General features: G+C 57.7%; 9 protein-coding genes and 2 pseudogenes. 2 read left to right on the top strand and 9 right to left on the bottom strand.

The window, feature by feature from the left end; translation table 11 throughout:
- Window positions 1–761: 761 nt before the first annotated feature.
- The 9 genes and pseudogenes from thpD to MESS4_RS11840 form a co-directional block, all read right to left on the bottom strand.
- On the bottom strand, window positions 762–1694 hold the full coding sequence (gene thpD, locus MESS4_RS11885) for an ectoine hydroxylase (protein WP_006330348.1): 933 nt from the start codon (window positions 1692–1694) through the stop codon (window positions 762–764).
- Window positions 1695–1744: 50 nt separating this feature from the next.
- Window positions 1745–2023, bottom strand: coding sequence for an ectoine synthase (locus MESS4_RS11880; RefSeq protein ID WP_006330347.1), 279 nt, complete (start codon window positions 2021–2023; stop codon window positions 1745–1747).
- 342 nt (window positions 2024–2365) lie between these two features.
- Window positions 2366–2569, bottom strand: a pseudogene (locus tag MESS4_RS11875) (transposase); the annotation flags it as partial.
- A gap of 1191 nt (window positions 2570–3760) precedes the next feature.
- Window positions 3761–5038 (bottom strand): annotated as a pseudogene (locus tag MESS4_RS33425) (FAD-binding oxidoreductase).
- A gap of 411 nt (window positions 5039–5449) precedes the next feature.
- Entirely contained in the window at window positions 5450–6337 is an 888-nt protein-coding gene (locus tag MESS4_RS11855) for an amidohydrolase (protein WP_244441121.1), read from the bottom strand.
- Complete coding sequence (locus MESS4_RS11850) at window positions 6324–7502, bottom strand: M24 family metallopeptidase (protein ID WP_006330338.1); 1179 nt, start codon at window positions 7500–7502, stop codon at window positions 6324–6326. The genes MESS4_RS11855 and MESS4_RS11850 overlap by 14 nt, the downstream gene beginning before the upstream one ends.
- 199 nt (window positions 7503–7701) lie before the next feature.
- On the bottom strand, window positions 7702–8775 hold the full coding sequence (locus tag MESS4_RS32085) for a GlxA family transcriptional regulator (protein ID WP_157385562.1): 1074 nt from the start codon (window positions 8773–8775) through the stop codon (window positions 7702–7704).
- A 377-nt stretch (window positions 8776–9152) separates the two neighbouring features.
- Window positions 9153–10556, bottom strand: coding sequence for an aspartate aminotransferase family protein (locus MESS4_RS11845; RefSeq protein ID WP_006330335.1), 1404 nt, complete (start codon window positions 10554–10556; stop codon window positions 9153–9155).
- A gap of 12 nt (window positions 10557–10568) precedes the next feature.
- Window positions 10569–12047, bottom strand: coding sequence for an NAD-dependent succinate-semialdehyde dehydrogenase (locus MESS4_RS11840; RefSeq protein ID WP_006330334.1), 1479 nt, complete (start codon window positions 12045–12047; stop codon window positions 10569–10571).
- 746 nt (window positions 12048–12793) lie between these two features.
- On the opposite strand from MESS4_RS11840, the gene MESS4_RS11835 reads away from it, so the two are divergent.
- Window positions 12794–13975, top strand: a complete 1182-nt coding sequence (locus MESS4_RS11835; protein ID WP_006330333.1) for a Xaa-Pro peptidase family protein — start codon at window positions 12794–12796, stop codon at window positions 13973–13975.
- An 882-nt stretch (window positions 13976–14857) separates the two neighbouring features.
- Complete coding sequence (locus MESS4_RS11830) at window positions 14858–17332, top strand: FAD-dependent oxidoreductase (RefSeq protein ID WP_006330331.1); 2475 nt, start codon at window positions 14858–14860, stop codon at window positions 17330–17332.
- Window positions 17333–17770: the final 438 nt, after the last annotated feature.

The raw sequence follows: 17770 nt of genomic DNA, 5'->3' as shown, positions 1-17770 counted from the left end.
CGGCATTATCTACCCCGCCCGACTATGTCGAGTGACTGTGATGGCAAATCTCTGAGGAATAAGGAAATTTCGGGCCACCCCACATCGTCAGCGCGATCTGCAGGCTGTTCAAGAACTCCAGCAGATTGTGGGGCTGGAATCGGGATGACTTACCGGAATATGGGGACGTCTTTGCCAACGCCGCCTCCTTCATCGCCAAACACCGCCTCAAGATAGATCTGTGTGGTCTCGACGGATTCATGGCCGAGCCACAGAGCGATCGACGCCCGCCTGCAGGAGGTCCAAGGCCATCATGTGCTTCAAACGATGAACAGTAAGGCGCGCTCCATTCAGCGACAGGCAAATGGCAGAAGCGGTCTGGCGGTGTTTGATCAGCATATACTAAACGCCATGAACGCTCAGCCGTTCACTGGCGCTGGGAAACAGGATACTCTCCTCTCCGCGCTGAGACTCTTTCAGCCAGCTTCTCAAGACCGCGGTCGTAGACTTGGCGAACGGGGTGCAGCGTTTCTTGCGCCAATGACGCGCAGGTGGGCGCCCGTGCCGAAAAACAGATCGTCGCGCTTGAGACCAGTGATCTCCGATAGCCGCAATCCGGTGTGGAACGCGTGATTACGTCGACCGGACCAGGTCGCACCAGTCCGGTGCGGCCAGCAAGGCATCGACCTCAGGACGGGTCAGGAAATTAGCGAGGGTTCGAATGAAGCCGGTACTCTCCTGGGTTTTGTGGTGGAGCTGAGTTCCCCCTCTCAACCGCTATCTTAAGCCAGCTTCCCCGACGCTTTCTCCATCGGCTTCGGCTCGCCGCGGAAGCCAAGGAATTCGGGTCGCGGTTTCTTTGCGCCGAACGGCTCCTCGAGCCGGTTCGACACGGCGTTGAACACGAAAAACGCGTTGGAACGAGCGAACGGCGTGATGTTGCCGTTCGAGCCGTGCATCGTGTTGCCGTCGAACAGAACCAGCGTGCCGGCCTTGCCGGTGGCCGTTTGGATGCCGGGCTCCTTGGCGAGCTTGGCTAGCGCCTCGTACGAGGGCATGCCCACTTCCTGCTTCTTGAGCGAGGATTTGTAGTTGTCCTCCGGCGTCTCGCCGACGCAGGCGATGAAGTGCCTGTGCGAACCGGACATCAGCATCAAGGGGCCGTTCAGCGCGTCGTTATCCGTCAAGAACAGCGATGCTGAGAGGGCGCGCATGCGCGGCATGCCGTCCTCGGCATGCCAGGTCTCGAAATCGGAGTGCCAGTAGAACTCCTTGCCTATGAAGCCCGACTTATAGTTCAGCCGCGACTGGTGGATATAGACGTCGTCGCCAAGCAGATAGCTGGCGATGTCCACCACGCGGCGGTCGCTTGCGAGCCGGTTGAAGAGCGGACTGTACTCGGGCAGCTTGAAGATGGTGCGCACCTCATCCGAGCCTGGCTCCGTGATGACGATGCCCTCTTCCAGCTCGCGCTCACCGCCGCGCAACGCCGCCGATTCTTGGATCAGCGCCTTAACTTCCTCATCCAAGAAGAGGTCCCTCAAGACAATGAAGCCGTCGCGGTCGAAGTGTTCGGTCTGCTGCGCTGTCAGCGGCGCGTCGCGGCACCACTGGCTCCACACTGTCTTATCCTGGCGGGGCAGCCAGCGCTCTTCGGGAAGCCGGCTCGGATAGGGGTCCTGTCTTCGTTCAGCGGTGTAGGTGATAGCAGACATCTTCTTCTTCTCCTCTTCTTACGGTTTTGTCGGCGCGGACTGCGCCACGCCTACTCTGCTTCCAGTGCGCAGGAGCCATCCTCCTGGTGAATTTCGCTGCCCGTGACCGGCGGGTTGAACACGCAGGCCATGATCATGGGCTTGTATACGTCGGCACGGGGGATATGGCTGTTGTGCTTTTCGAGCGTGTAGTCCGCGACGGGCGGATCGGGTGGATCTCGCCGATCGCGCATTCCTCGATGGAGCAGCAAGCCCGAAGCGGCTGCGCCGTTTTCGGTGCGGGGTTCGGAAGGTGATTTGTTCAGATAGTTTTCGTGCAGGCTGTGCATCGTGCGTATTGTGTAGTTTGCTAATCACTCCATCCATGGTCAGATCCTTCTCAAGTAAGTACTTCAATGAGCGCACACTCTCTACAGGGTGAGTTTCGGCGGGAATTGAAACTACGGGACGCGGGTTCCCGAAACTCCGCTGACCTACCTCAGGAACGAGAACGAAAAAACTACCAAGAGTGGTAGGTCTTCGCGATCAAAGTATAACTGCCATGTAGGCACGAGTGGTTGATCATCGAAAAACTGAAGCGCTTTGATATTTCGCTGAGCGGTGTCCGAGCTCGGGAGTCGTGAGCCATTGGCTGGGATGTGTCGGCCGACATGAAAACTGCCCCCATTGCCTTACCGGAGAATGTTACCGAGCGTTGTGAGGAACACGACGGCGAATTGTGTCCTGGCCTCGAACCATTCGCCCGGAGCCCGTTTCCAATCCTCAGCAGTGTGGTTTAGAATGAGGTATAGCAGCCTCATTGCGGCGTCGTCGTTTGGAGACCGGCCACGCGTTCGCACGGCCCGCCGTAGCTTTGAGTTCACCGCCTTCTCGGCCATGCGACACGGTTCTAGAAGTTGGAGCCTTTGCTGAGCTTGGGGACGGGCAGCTCGACGGTGCCGGCGCGCATCTCCCTGGAGCCAGACGAATAGATTTGACATTGTTCGTCTTAGGGGTGGCAAGGAGCATAGCTGGTTGCCCAGTAGCATCCACTATAGTCACTGCCAGCGGAACAATGAGTTCTCTCGTGTGATTGTTTGGGCCTGATCGCACATTCGACCGTGCCGGAGAGCACGGCGACCAATGCCGCCAGCTACACCACGCCGCGGGACACGATCCCTCGCCAGCAAGCCTCCGATTGACGAGCTCTGATGTCTGCCCCGGATTTGGGAAACGTTGGCGCCGGCGGAAGAAACATCGCCGAAGGCAGGTATTTCAATGCTGCATGCGCCTCTCCGGCTAGCCATACGACCTTCTTGATCGACACGGCGGCCAAGATCATGAAAAGCCAGGTCGTCAAGGACCCGGCCCACTGCGCTCGAAAGGCAGCATGAAATCTGCAGGCCGCCGCCGCAACTCGCTTCAGATAGGGTGTCGAGCCGCGTGGCTGTTGGCTTGCCGTCGAGATGCGGATATGCGCCATTCCACAAAAGACCTGGTGCGAAAGAGCGGCTGGCTTCTCCACGAAAAAGGGAATGTTAGCAGATGCGTATAGTTTAGAGCCTTTCTTCAGCGTGCGGAATCCGGGCTAATCGCGCAAGGATTTTCGCGCTGCACACGTTTACCTCGGACCAACCGGTTGTTAATCGCGGATGCGACTACTGCACGATGTTGAGAATGGGTCGGTATTTCGAGGCATGACCGAGCATCCGCTTTCACATTTTGCAGATGCCAATCAGCACGAGGGCATTTAATGCAAGCAGCCGACACGCAGCAAGATTGATCGCCCAGCAGGAGCCTGAGTTCGCTGCTGGGCGTTGCGCCTTGGGAGGTGGCGTACTTGGGAAACCTTGCTACCTTCTCTGATAGCGCCACAATTGTAGCGCGTTCAATGGACCGATCTGCGCGAATGATGCTTCATCAACGCAGGAGTTCGGCGTTGAGGCCGCCGCATGTGCATAATAAGGGCAAATGGGCGGGCGCCATTGTGCCTTTGCGCGCCGTGGCGAATGCGGCTCCCACGGTCTGGTGACGAGGGTTCGGTCAAGAAGGGAGCTAGATTGCTGGCGCACGAGGCCCGTGTCGCTTTAGAAACGAGCATCGATCAAGTGCGCAAGTTGGGCTCCCACCTCAAAATAGTTCTCCTTCAGCGCACGGAAGGCCGGGATTTCCGGGGTAGTGACGGGAAGTGGCAGATCCGCGTCTGCGACATTCCCAAGAATATGGTCGACCAGTACACGCCCAAAGACGGTAGCTGGCGAAATTCCACGGCCATTATAGCCGCAGAAGCTGGCTGCATTCGGTGCGAAGCAATGAAAGCGAGGCAGATGATTGCCAGTTGTCCCGATTATGCCATACCACTCGAACTCCAATTCGACGTCCAAAATTTGCGGGAAGAGCTCGCGAATGGCACGCTTGGCCCATGACCGGTGAATCCTGGAACCCATACCTCCGAGCGCGCCGATACTGCCGAAAATCAACCGCCCCTCGCGGTCAAGCCGAAACGAACTCAAGATTTTCTTTGTGTCCCAGTAGCCCTCGCGGTTGGGAAGAATGGACTTCTGTAGTTCGTCCGGTAGCGGCCGCGTCGCTACATTGAAATAAGGAACATGTATCTGCTCATGCCTCAGCTCTGGCCAAGGAGCTTTCGTATAGGCATCCGTTGCAACTACGACCCAGTCGGCCTCGAGTGATCCTCTGCTGTGTGCAATGTCCACTTGCCGTTTGATCGCTCGGCCCCGGTCACCCCACTTGAATGATATATTTTTGCTCCTGCGGAGATAGCCGCGCGAGCAAGTCCTAGTGCATAACCGAGTGGCTGGATAGTTCCGGCGCGCAAATCGAGAAGTGATCCGGAATAGGCGCTCGTACCAGTGCGTGCCGCTGTCTCCTCTGCGGTGAGAAGACGCACGGGTGCGCCCCGTTTCTGCCACTACTGCTCGCGTTCCTGGAGCTCATTTAGTCCCGTGTCGCCGACCGCGCAATGAAGCATGCCGTTCCTCACAGCCTGGCAGTCGATGACGTGCTTGTCGATCAGAGACCAGACCCGGCAGGCCCGTCGCCAAGAAGTTGCAAGACCTGTTCACCGAAAGGTGCGCCTAAACTTGATTTCACATCCTCGGGCTTCATCCGTAGGGCGGCATTGACTAAGCCAGCGTTACGCCTCCGAGGCGCCAAAGCCAATTTCCACCGTCTCAAGGACGCTGACCTTCATACCGGCTTGCGCCAGGTGCAGTGCCGTCGAAAGTCCCGTGGATCCGCCGCCCACCACAGCCCTTGTTTATGGGGTATCCGAGGATGCTTGTCTGCGGGGCGTCTGGTGCGCTGCGCTCCCAAAGCCCATGGGAACGACAGTTGTTCAGCATTTTCGCCCTTTCCAACTCTCACATAAGGGCCGCCCTTGGCGGCAAAAGGCCATTGGGTTCGTTTTTCGGCGGCGGCAAATTCATGCATTCTCAGAGAGACGGGTATCTCGAGGGGGCAGTCGAACACTAGGTGAGCCGCATCAAAAAATTTCGGGCAGAGTCACAGAGGACGACAGCCCCTATCGACAGCGCCTGTTCATCGACCCGAAATCGCGGATGTTGGAGCGGATAGACCGCTCCAAGTTTCTCGTTGCGGACGCCCAGGCGGAAATAGACCGAGGGACGCGGCGAGCCGCCGGTGATCAACCACCCGGACATGGTCGATATCATCCGCAGAACCGGTGCCGGCCTGCTGGGACAGGAGAACATGCTCAGCGCGCCGGGCTGGACCGCAGCCGACGACTTTGCCTTCTACAGCGAGAAATGCAGATCCAGTTCGGCGCCAGAATTGTGGCTTGTTGCCACGCCGTCGACGATCTGGCGCAGTCTCTTCCAGGCATGCTGGCGGGTCGCTTCGTGGTCGCTGCGGATCGTGCCCTTCAACCTAGCCTCGGCGGCAGTCACATTGTACGCGCCGCCGCCCTCGATGCCGGTAATGGATATGACCAGCGGGTCGTAGGGATCGATTTCACGCGATACGATCACGATCGAACAAGCGACGGCAATGGCGTCAACGCCTTCGGACGGTTTGGCGGCGTGCGCCGAGTGGCCGGTGACGGTGATGTCGAACGTATCGCAGGCCAGCGTGTACGGGCCTTCGCCGACCGCGATCTTGCCCGTCTCGGCATACGCATGTATGCCGATCGCGGCATCGAGATCATCCAGAAGCCCTTCATCCACGACCCGCCGGCCACCGAGGGGCTCTGCCTCCTCGGCGGGCTGGAAGATGATCCTGACGGTGCCGCTAAAGGATTGCTTCTGCCGTTCCAGAAGGACACTCGCCGCATAGCCCATCGCGGCGTGGGCGTCGTGGCCGCACGCGTGCATCACGCCCGGACGCTCGGAGCTGAACGGCACGCCGGAAGCCTCCGTGATCGGCAGCGCGTCGATATCGGCGCGAATGACGACCTTGCGGTTCGACGGGCCGGCCGTGCTGACCACGTCGACGGCCAGACCGAAGCCGGCCACGGGCCTGATCCCGCTCAGCCCGGCGTCCTCCAGCGCCTGTTTCAAATAGGCCTGCGTCTCACGTTCTTCGTTCGACAGCTCCGGGTTGCGGTGGAGATGGCGCCGGACCTCCAACATCCGCTTCTCCAGCTTAGCGTCCATCAATGCGTCGCCGGCTTCAGCGTTTGACATGGATCTCTCGCGGGAACCGGGTCAGCGTTTCGCAGCCATTGGCGGTAACGAGAATCGTTTCGCTGACTTCGATCCCCCAGCCGTCCATCCACATGCCGAGGATCGAGTGTAGGACGTTGCCGGGCTTCAGGATCGTCTTGTCACCCCGGCGCAGGCTGATCGTGTGTTCGCCCCAATCTGGCGGATAGGCGGCGCCGATCGAATAGCCGATGCGGGATTCCTTCTTCAGGCCGTAGCGCTGGATGACCTTGCGCCAGCTCGCCTCGACATCTTCCGCGAGTACGCCAGGCCGGATCGTCTCAAGCACAGCCTCCATGCCTTCGAGCACCGCCTTTCCGGTGTCGCTAACCTTGACGGGCATGGCGCCGAGCTGAAGCGTGCGGGCCAGACCGGCGGCATAGCGGCGCACAACCCCAGCGAGTTCCAGCGCGACGGTTTCGTTCTCGCCGAACCGGCGGTCGCTCCACATGATATGCGGCGCCGACGCATTCTCACCCCCCAAGATGGTCGGCGGGAGGGCAGTAATGTCGCCAGCGAAATCCGGCGAGCCCGCTATTTGTGCCCGCTGGATTCTGGCGATGGCGTCGCACTCGCGCACGCCCGGCGCAATAACCTCGTAGGCCGCCGTAACCGCCGCCTCGGCAAGGCGCGCAGCCTTGCGCAGATACCCGATCTCGGTATCCGACTTGACGCTGCGTATCCAATTGACCAGGAGGTCGGCGTCGTGGAAGGCCGCGTTGGGCAGGCCGGCGGTCAGGCGGGCATGCGCCTTTGGCGAATAGTAGTAAGCCTCCAGCTCGATGCCGATATTGCCCCGCCCCCACCCTCTCTTCTCGATCCATTCGGCGATCCAGTCCATCGGATGGCGATCGGGGCGCTGGACATGATCTTCCGGGAAACCGACGATGTTCTTCGGCTTCATCCATGCCGTCAACAGCCCGCCCGCAGCATCCATCGCGCGCCCGATCCAGACCGGCTCCTCGTCGCCAAGCGGCACCAGAACAACCTGCGGTGTGTAGAACGACCAGCCGTCGTAGCCGGTGATGTAGTGCTGGTTGGCAACGTCGTTGACGATCAGAAGATCGAGGCCGCGGCGCGCCATGTCCGCGCGGATGGCAAGAAGCCGGCTTTGGTATTCGCTAAGCGCAAAAGGCAATTGAGTCATATAGGATCATCCTCCTCTGATCGCGTCCCCGTGTCTTCACCTAGCGCTAATGTCAGTAATGCGGGCGCGGGCCGCCCCGGTTTGCAAGGGACAGTCGACAAAAGTTGATCGAAGCCAGGCTTTCTTTGAACACCTTCCCCAAACTGGCTGACACCATTCAGGGCCTACCCCAACTTCTGAGAACAACACGGCGCTCATGCTAGTGGCAGTTAGGTATTCTTTCGTTACTTAGCCTCCGATCGATTTGCCGAGTTCTACTTTCCTCCGGCCGGTTCGATCGCATTTCTTTTCGTTGGTAGACCGGTAGTCGTGATTGATGCGGAGCGCATCCATAGGCATCGCGGTACGCTTTTGAGAAATGCGACGCGGAGACAAAGCCGCAAGCCATCGCGATTTCAACGACCGGCAGACGCGAGCTGACGAGTAGCAGGTGCGCACGTTCCAGACGAAGGTCCAAATAGTAGCGACTCGGAGAGCATCCCAGTTCCCGCCTAAATAGTCGCTCGATTTGACGGCGGGATAGGCCGGCTGAACAGACAAGTTCGTCCAATAGCAATGGCTCCGTTAGATTTGCCTCCATCTCCTCGATGACCTTGATGACCGCCTGATGGTTTAGTTGCACTCGAGAATGAAGAGGTAGACGTTGGCGGTCACCCGCTGAACGGGTCCTGTGTGCGATGGCTTTTTCGCAAATACGATTGGCGACTATCGTCCCATGATGGCGGTCAACCAAATCCAGAAACATGTCGAAGGGGGCGTCCCCCCCGGCGCAAGTGTATAGGTCTCCGTCCCGCTCGAAGGCGGTTTGAGTTGCTACCACATGTGGGAACCGCTCAGAGAATATCGGAAATTGCTCCCAGTGAACCGCGCAACGCCGCCCTTCGGCAAGCCCCGCCCGAGCAAGTACAATCGTACCGCTACATATTCCTACAAGGCTGCCGCGGCGGTTGCGACACTCTCGTAGCCAGGCGTCAAGCTGCTTGTGGGGACTTGGAGCATTGCGGCCGCCGACGATCACGACAGCCGGTGCTGAGATCGATCGGCGAATTCTTTCACGTTCGAAGGACAACGAAGAATCGGCGCAAACCAACAACTCGCAACTCGAGGCTGCAGGTTGCCCGTCGTCCGAAATGACCTGCCAGCTATATACGGCCCGCCCCAACACTTCGTTAGCGAGCCTCAGGGCTTCTACTGCTGACGAGAAGGCCTGGAGCGAAAAGGCCGGCAGGAGGTAAAAGCAAAAATGTCGGCATGTGGACTGTAAGTCTAGCATCCCTGGGGTGCCCTTTCTCCTGCCTTGATCGCTCAATGATTCCAGCGACGATGCCAAAACTGCGCGACCCACTTACTTCGTTGGGGACCAGCCCCACCACGCAACACGAAGTGTCCAAGCCATTTGAAGCCGTATTCGGCAGCACCCGAAGGTGTGCCAGCAAGCGTCGGAAGGCTGGAGGCGGGAGCGCCGTAGTGGGCCTTTAATGCGATCCCACCGCGGTCTAGGACCGATGCTCTCCTACTCGGTCTCGCTCGACATACCCGCTCGCGTACCAACCGGTGATCCGATCGGTAGACCGGGCAGGCAGCACTTGTCGAAGGTTGGCAGATTGTTTCTAGGGCGTACTGTGACCGCAGGTTCGACTGTCATCCGCCTCATATGCTAAGCCCGTCTCGTGTGAGCTCATCCATGACGGAACGCACTGCACTCTCAGCGATGCCAACGATTTCTTCAACTTCAGCCTTCGTTGTAACCAAGGGCGGAGCGAAGCCCAGAATGTCCCCATGCGGCATGGCGCGAGCGATAAGGCCGCGTTCGCGCGCTGCCTTAGAGATTCGTGCACCAACCCTGAGCGTGGGATCAAAACGCTTTTTCTTGTCGCGATCGGCCACGAACTCGATCGCGCCCATAAGGCCGACGCCGCGCACTTCGCCGACGATCGGCAACTGCGCGAATTTCTCCTTCAACTGCGCTTGGAAGAAAGCGCCGACCTCGCGAGCGTTTGCCGGGAGGTCTTCTTTCTCGACGATGTCCAGCACTGCGTTGGCGGCGGCAGCCCCGATCGGATGACCTGAATAGGTGTAGCCGTGCGAGAACGCGCCGACCTTGTCGGCCCCGTCCTCTAGGACCTTGTAGACATTTTCACCAACGATTGCCGCCGAAAGTGGGAAATAGGCCGAAGTCAGACCCTTTGCGATCGTTATGAGGTCTGGCTCGATGCCGTAGTGATGCGAGCCGAACATGGAGCCAGTTCGACCAAAACCGGTTATGACTTCATCTGCAATGAGGAGCACATCGTGCTTTTTGAGCACGAGCTGGATTGCTTGCCAGTAACCTTCCGGCGGAGGTGTGATGCCGCCGGTGCCGAGCACCGGCTCGCCGATGAAGGCGCCCACATTCTCCGGGCCCAGGCGTTCGATCAACTGATCAAGTTCCTCGGCCCGCCGCGCTGAAAATTCGCGTTCGGACTCGCCTGGGTTTGCGCCCCAGTAGTGATGTGGAACACCGGTGTGAACGATCTGCGGAAGCGGCAGGTCCATGTGGTCGTGATAGAAGCTCATGCCCGTCATTGAGCCAGACACGACACTGCAGCCGTGATAGCCGCGTTCACGCGAGATGATCTTCTTCTTGTTCGGCTTGCCACGCAGATTGTTATAGTACCAGACAAGCTTGGCCTGGGTCTCGTTGGCGTCCGAGCCGGACATCCCGTAGAACACTTTGCTCATCTTGCCAGGTGCCATCTTCACGAGGCGATCGGAAAGAATCGCGAGCTCGTCCGTCGTGTGCGCCGCATACGAGTGGTAATAAGCGAGCCGATAGGCCTGACGCGAGATCGCTTCTGCTACTTCGGTGCGGCCATAGCCGACATTGACGCAGTACAGACCGGCAAAACCATCGATAAACTTGTTTCCATGCGCGTCTTGAATGCGGATCCCCCTCCCGGTCTCGACGATCGTTGGCTCGCCAAGCTTGCCGGTGGCAAAGTCCTTGAGTTGCGTGAAAGGGTGTAGGACAGCGTTTCTGTCCTTCTCGCTGATATCCTTGATGTTGATAGTCATGGCGCTTTCCTTTCAGGCTGCGATGTTGCCGATGCACACGTATTTGGGTTCGAGATATTCGACGAGACCATGTCTCGATCCCTCGCGGCCGAGGCCGGATTGCTTCCATCCGCCGAATGGTATGGGAGCCCCGGTAAATTTCGGGGTGTTGACTGCGACCATACCGTACTCCAGTTGATCGGTCAGCCGCAGGGCGCGGTTGAGGTCCCGCGTATAGACATATGCCGCAAGGCCCATTTCCGTGTTGTTGGCCCGGGCGAGCACCTCCGCCTCGTCATCAAAAACCAAGATTGCCGCCACCGGGCCGAAAGTTTCTTCCTTGGCAACCAGCATGTCGTCTGTGACGTCCGCGAGTACAGTCGGGGTGACGAAATTGCCCCCTAGTGGACTGTCCTGTCCGCCAACAACGATGCGGGCTCCAGCACAAAGAGCTTCGGAAACCTGTCGCCTGCACTTTTCGGCGACGGAAGGTTTGGTCATTGGACCAATATCCACCCCAGACTCGAAGCCGTGCCCGACTTTCAGTTTACTGGTGGCCTTCGCGAATTCTTCCACAAATCGGTCATAGCTTCTCCTTTGGACATAAATCCTATTGGCTGCCAGACAATCCTGACCGGATGTCGCGAATTTGGCTGACACACACCCTGTCACGGCAGCCTCCAACGGAGCGTCATCGAAAACTATGAAGGGAGCATTGCCACCGAGCTCAAGTGAAGCCTTCTTCATGGTCTTCGCGGACTGCTCAAGCAGGATCCGACCCACTTCGGTCGAGCCCGTGAAGGAGAATGCCCGCACATCGCTATGCTCGAGCAGCCGCTTCGCAAGCACGGGAGCGTCTCCCGTGATTACTTGAAACACGCCGGCGGGGAGTCCTGCGTCCTCGGCAAGACGGGCAAGGGCCAGAGCTGACAAGGGCGTTTCCGGGGCGGGCTTGACAATCATGGTGCAGCCGGCAGCCAGCGCGGCCCCTGCCTTCCTGGTGATCATCGCCGATGGAAAGTTCCAAGGAGTTATGGCGACCGTCACTCCGACCGGCTGCATCTGCACGGAGAGTTGGCTGCCCCTAAGATGACTCGGGATAGTCTCGCCATATGCCCGCTCGCCCTCGGCTGCAAACCAGTCAAGAAAACTAGCGGCATATGAAATCTCACCGCGCGCTTCGGTCAACGGTTTGCCTTGCTCGGCGCTCATGATGATGGCGAGATCTTCCGCGTTCTCGCGCATACCTGCGGCCCATTTCCGCAGGTATGTACCCCGTTCCGAAGGAATAACATCGCGCCACTGTTGATATGCGCTTCTTGCGAAGTTGACGGCAGTGTCCACATCGGAAATCTCACAGGCTGCTACCTGAGTCAGTTCCTCGCCAGTAGCCGGGTCCACCACCGAGATTGTTTCGATCTTGGAGAGCCAAGCACCATTCACATAGGCGCATTTTTGCAGGAGGTCTTGCCGTTTGAGCCTCTCTAATGCGGCGGTTGCTAAGCCTCTCATCTTTAACTCCAAATTCGACCATTCGCTTTCATCAAACTAGCTCGGTAGCTGCGGTTATTGGCGGCGCGATGCAGGGCTGCCAGGGCGTTCTCCTGCGAATAACGCCGTTCTGCTGAGTTTTTCTCCGTTTGCTCTCTTTGAGCTTTGTTAGGGCGTCATCGAGCAAAAAGGACCCTATTTGCCGAGCTCGATATACAAGGCATCCGTTGAGCCGGCCTCGCCATGCGAGTATGGACATGATCAAGATGGGGCCAACCTCTTCAACATCGGGGCGGAGCCTCCTCCAGGTGGATGGCGGAATCGATCAGCGGCGTGCGATGCGATAAGAATGTTGAGCTCATCCTCGTCAACAGCTTCGCCGGCACCCATCCCTGCGACTAAGTTGCCGAGGCGATCCGCAAGGTCAGCGTCAACGTGCGATGCGGGTTCCGCACTCGGGCACCAGGTCCAGTAAAAATGCCTCATCATCCCCAACCGTGGCCGAGGCGGTAATCGTCGCGAAGACATTCGCCGAAGATCGGTATTAGCGACGAGCCGATCAACCGCTTGTCCTGCTCAGAAAGCCCCGACTCTTCCAGACCAGGAAGCTAAGCTGCGGGCAAAGTCACAAAAACGCAGGTTTTCTGCACCCGAAGAGCCGGGTCCTCGCGAAGCAGTGCCCTGAAGCATGCTAGGTTGTCGATTAGTACGGATAGGCATGGACAACGCTTGGTCCGGCAACCACCCACTGCAGAGGACGATTACGAATGGACTTTGACAAACCCTTCCTGCCTGCGGAGTATCGACGCCGTGTTCATGACGTTAAGACACGGATGGAGGAAGCAGGACTGGACTTGCTAATCTGCCAAGATCCCGCCAACATGTGCTGGCTGACCGGCTATGACGCCTGGTCCTTCTACACGCCTCAAGTGGTCCTGCTACACCTCCAATCGGAAACACCGGTGTGGATCGGACGGCTGGTGGACGTGAACGGGGCTCGAGCTACGACAGACTTGCCTCCTGAGAACATCATCAATTTCTCAGATGACCGACTCCATCATGTGGAACTGCATCCCTACGATGAAGTCGCCGAAATCATAAAATCGCGGGGGTGGGGATCTGATCGGATCGGGGTTGAGCTTGATGCGCATTTCTATACTGCGCGAGCACACCAGCACCTTGTTAAAGGTCTTCCCAATGCAAAGTTTTCCGATAACCGTGGGCTCGTCAATTGGGCGAGACTCGTTAAATCTGACGCTGAACTCGTCTATATGAGGGAAGCCGGCCGGATTGTAAGCTACACTATGCGCATGGCGATCGAAAATCTGAAGCCGGGTGTGCCGGAGTACGAAATTGCCGCTCAGATTTACGCTTCTCAAACACGAGGTATTGACGGAAAATACGGTGACTATGCGAGCCTCTGTCCGTTGATTCAGGTTGGTGAAAAAACGAACGCGCCGCACCTCACATGGTCGGATAAACCGTTGCCGTCATCGGGGCTGGTTCTCTTGGAGATTGGCGCAGCGAGACGTCATTATCATGCGCCGCTGACACGTACGATTTACATGGGAAAGCCACCTGAAGAGGTCAAGCAACTCGCCAATGCCATCGTGGAAGGTGGCGACGCTGTACTCGAAATAGCAAAGCCGGGAGTAGTCGTCGAGGAGCTGAATGCCGTCTGGCATAGTGTCCTTAACCGGCACGGGTACATCAAAAAAGGCCGTTCCGGTTACTCAATCGGCATGAACTTTCCACCGGACTGGGGCGAACGTACCGTGAGCATTCGCGCCGGTGAAAAGGCTGTGCTCCAGGCCGGCATGTGCTTCCATTTCCAATCCGGGGTGAGACCTGCTGCCTTCGGAGCCGCAATATCAGAGTCGTTTGTTGTTACCGAAAAGGGTGGTGAGAGGCTGGCCGATGTAGCCCGTGAGTTGATCGTCGTGGACTAGCCGCAAGCTCCATTATTTACACTCCGGATTGGGAAGGTGTACCGAGTGATAGCTTCCCGATTCATGAGCTATCATTTTCACCCAAGTGATTCTGACAACCGAGCTTTAGCGAACGGCCCCAAGCAAATTGTTTCCATTGGTCGGTGATGTGATACCGAGAAATCAATGGAGGGCGACCACCTGGCGCGAAGTGTGGCCCTTGGGCGCCGTCGTCCTGTCTAGAAACCACAGGGCATGACGGAACCTTACAAGCCGGCGCATTTTGTTGCTGGAAGACGATGCGCGTTGGGAGTCAACCACTTTCGCATCCATTGGGACATAGCTCGACCACTTCTTTCTCGCCTATCCCTTTCCTCGGTCCCGCCGGCCAGGACGCCAGAGCAGTTCGCGCCGACGTTAGGTTGATCGAAGGCGGGGCGTCTCGATGAAAAGCGCCAAGCCGAAGCGAGCGTCCTCGGTCGCAGCCCCAGAGGACGGCTCAGGTGAGCCGCCGGTTGGGCCATCACCGGCCGCAGTTCCGCGATCGATGGGCATGACCCCTCACGGCGATCTGCCGTCGGCCAGCGCATAAGGACGTGCATCGAGAACGTTAGCCGCCAAGCAAAGAGGCAGCCTCTGTTCGCAGCATCCAGACCACACCGAGGGCATCGATAATAGTCCACCCCAGCACACCGCTGGGCACTTGGCGCACATATTCGGCGGAAGAACCGCGAAATACGCAGAACGAAACCATCCTGGCCCCCGATTAGCATGATTCCGCCCGCTCCCGTCCCCTAACCTGTTGGAAAATGACCGGCTCTGGAACGTTTGGCGGATACAGCGGAAGCGATTCACAAAGCTCAAGCTGTCCTGCCCGCGAGTGAAAACCGAACAGGGATACATATGACCATCAATCCGCCCTTCCGTCCTCGAGAAGTTCCCACTCGCCACCACGAGATTGTCATAGTTGGCGGAGGTATTGCGGGTGCGAGTGTCGCCTTTCATCTTGCAAAGAACGGCAAAAAAGACATTGCGCTTTTGGAGCGCAACACTCTTACGTCTGGCACCACTTGGCATGCTGCTGGTTTGATCATGCAGACGCGTGGTACTCATGCGCTGACGGAGATCGCAAAATATAATGCAGAACTCTACTCCACACTTGAGGCGCAAACTGGACAAGCGACAGGGTTCAAACGAAATGGCACGCTTGGTGTCGCCAGAACCAAAGAGCGCCTCCATGAAACCGCGCGCAATGCCTCAATCGCTAAGAGTTTCGGTCTTGAGGCCAACATGATTTCGCCGAGCGAGGCGAAGAGGCTCTATCCAGCCCTCAACGCGTCAATCATCGAAGGTGCAGTCTTTATCCCAGGAGACGGCCAAACCAACCCCGTCGACACATGCATGGCCCTGGCGATTGGCGCCAAGAAAAATGGGGTAAAGATCCTTGAGAACACTGGAGTCACGGACCTTTGGCGAACTGCAGACGGCCGATACCAGGTTCGAACTAACGCAGGTGTCATTGAAGCTGAGGTTCTCGTACTCGCGTGCGGACTTTGGACCAGAGACCTGGCATCCAAGCTGGGCGCGCGGATCCCGATCTACGCGGCCGAGCACTTTTATGTGGTGACCGAAGCGCTGGATTTTGCGTCGCCCAACCTACCTGTCCTGCGCGATACCGATGGCCATGTGTATCTGAAAGAAGATACCGGCAAGATCCTCGTGGGTGCCTTCGAGCCGTGGGGGAAGCCTTTGCCGATGGGGAAGCTCCCGAAGGAGACAGCCTTCATCGAACTCTGGGAAGACTGGGAGCACTTTGAACTTCCCATGACCAAGGCGATAGAAATTGTTCCTGACCTCGCCAACGCCGGCATCGCAAAGTTTTTTAACGGCCCAGAGAGCTTCACCCCCGACCTCCTGTTTATGATCGGTGAAGTTCCCGGATCGAAAAATCTGTACGTTTCGACCGGTTATAATTCGGAGGGTATTGAATACGGCGCGGGAGCAGGGCGGGCCCTGGCTGAGTGGATCATTGCCGGCGAGCCTCAGATGGATACCAGCTTCGTCGATGTGGCCCGATTTCATCCCTTCCAGATCAATAAGACATATTTGCATGATCGTACTGCCGAAGTGTTGGGGCTTCACTACAAGATGCACTGGCCGAGCTACCAACCCGAGACTGCACGCGGTGTGCGCAAAAGCGTACTACACGATCGGTGGGCTAAGCTTGGAGCTAGCTTTGGGGAGGGCATGGGCTGGGAGCGGCCCATGTGGTTCGCAGGCGAGGGAGCACGGACGGAGAACGTCTATTCCTATGACGAGCCGAATTGGTTCGAATATACCAGTCAGGAATGCCATGCCGCTCGAAATGATGCAATTCTGTTAGACCAGAGCTCGTTCGGAAAACATCTGGTTCAGGGGCACGACGCCTGTCGGTTCCTCCAGTGGCTTTGCGCGGGAAATGTGGATGTGCCCGTAGGGAAGCTTGTGTATACACATATGCTTAATCAAAAAGGCGGGATTGAAACAGACATCACAGTAAATCGCCTGTCCAAGACTGAATTCCTGATCATCTCGTCGGCCACAGTCCATCCGAGGGACAAAGCGTGGATTGAAAAACACATCACCAGTGAGTGGAACGTCACGATCACAGACGTCACGTCGGCCTACGCGGTTCTATCGCTGCAAGGGCCAAAGTCGCGCGAGATTCTGTCCCAGGTTACTGATACAAACCTTGCGAACGAAGCCTTTCCATTCGCGACCAGTCAGGAAATCGACATCGGGTACGCACGGGTCATAGCCAACAGGCTGACATATGTTGGAGAGCTTGGTTGGGAGCTTCATATTCCGACCGAAATGGCTCAGCATGTCTTTGATGTTGTGTGGGACGCGGGTCGAGGGCTTGGGCTTAAGCCTGCAGGCTACCATGCGCTCGAACATCTGCGGTCTGAACGCGCATATCGGGAATATCAGTTCGATCTTACTCCAGTGGATACGTTGCTCGAAGCGGGCCTGGGATTTACAGTCGATTGGGATAAAGAGTATGGCTTTCTCGGTAGGGACGCTTTGAAAGCCCAAAAGGACGCAATGCCCCTGAGAAAACGGCTGGTATCATTTAGACTTCGTGATCCCAAACCTGTTCTCTTTCACGAAGAGCTTATCCGCTGCGACGGCCGAATTGTCGGGTATATTTCGTCTGGCGTGAAGAGCTTTACGCTCGGAACGTCAATCGGAATGGGATATGTAAGCGATCCCGCCGGTGTCACGAAGGAGTTGATCGAAAACAGTCGGTGGGAAATCGAGATTGCCGGCAAGCTTTATGAATCCGATGCGTCGCTCCGGGCGTTTTTCGATCCGAATGGAGATCGGGCCAAGCAATAGGTTTTCGCCACTGTGGAGGCGGGACGGAATGGTTCTGTCCCGTTTATAAAACAGGTCTAGACGGGCTCAAACTAGCGCAACGCGCGTCAGTGACGTGCGAACGGGTGGTCGAAATGCCGTCCCATCCTCTAGATGAGCGATCCACGAGAGATTCAACGCTGACACGGCGTCCACATTACAGCTGTGCTACCAAAAGCTTGGAGACATGGGGCTCAGTTACTAATCGATTTTGCCAACCAGGGCGAAGCCGGCGGCACCTTGCAATAATTCTTCGCGCCTGGTGCTACAGCCCCATATTAGTCTAGAACAAGAGGGCACGGAAGCTCGACCCTGAGCCCCACTGTCTGGGTTGGGCGATGAGCTTCTGCCCAGCCGCCGCACACGGGCGCGGATGATGGCTTCATGGTCGTCAAAGACGCGGTCGGAAAGGCCATCAGT

This window comes from Mesorhizobium sp. STM 4661 (assembly GCF_000359125.1).
In the GTDB taxonomy this organism is placed as follows: Bacteria; Pseudomonadota; Alphaproteobacteria; order Rhizobiales; family Rhizobiaceae; genus Mesorhizobium.
Note: the sequence above shows the minus strand (reverse complement) of the source record. Positions and strands in the feature narration are given on the sequence as shown.

Coding starts and splice junctions, on each gene's coding strand:
- MESS4_RS11830 (WP_006330331.1), top strand. CDS start 14,858: ATGACCATCAATCCGCCCTTCCGTCCTCGAGAAGTTCCCACTCGCCAC.
- MESS4_RS11855 (WP_244441121.1), bottom strand. CDS start 6,337: ATGTCAAACGCTGAAGCCGGCGACGCATTGATGGACGCTAAGCTGGAG.
- MESS4_RS11850 (WP_006330338.1), bottom strand. CDS start 7,502: ATGACTCAATTGCCTTTTGCGCTTAGCGAATACCAAAGCCGGCTTCTT.
- thpD (WP_006330348.1), bottom strand. CDS start 1,694: ATGTCTGCTATCACCTACACCGCTGAACGAAGACAGGACCCCTATCCG.
- MESS4_RS11840 (WP_006330334.1), bottom strand. CDS start 12,047: ATGAGAGGCTTAGCAACCGCCGCATTAGAGAGGCTCAAACGGCAAGAC.
- MESS4_RS11845 (WP_006330335.1), bottom strand. CDS start 10,556: ATGACTATCAACATCAAGGATATCAGCGAGAAGGACAGAAACGCTGTC.
- MESS4_RS11880 (WP_006330347.1), bottom strand. CDS start 2,023: ATGCACAGCCTGCACGAAAACTATCTGAACAAATCACCTTCCGAACCC.
- MESS4_RS11835 (WP_006330333.1), top strand. CDS start 12,794: ATGGACTTTGACAAACCCTTCCTGCCTGCGGAGTATCGACGCCGTGTT.
- MESS4_RS32085 (WP_157385562.1), bottom strand. CDS start 8,775: ATGCTAGACTTACAGTCCACATGCCGACATTTTTGCTTTTACCTCCTG.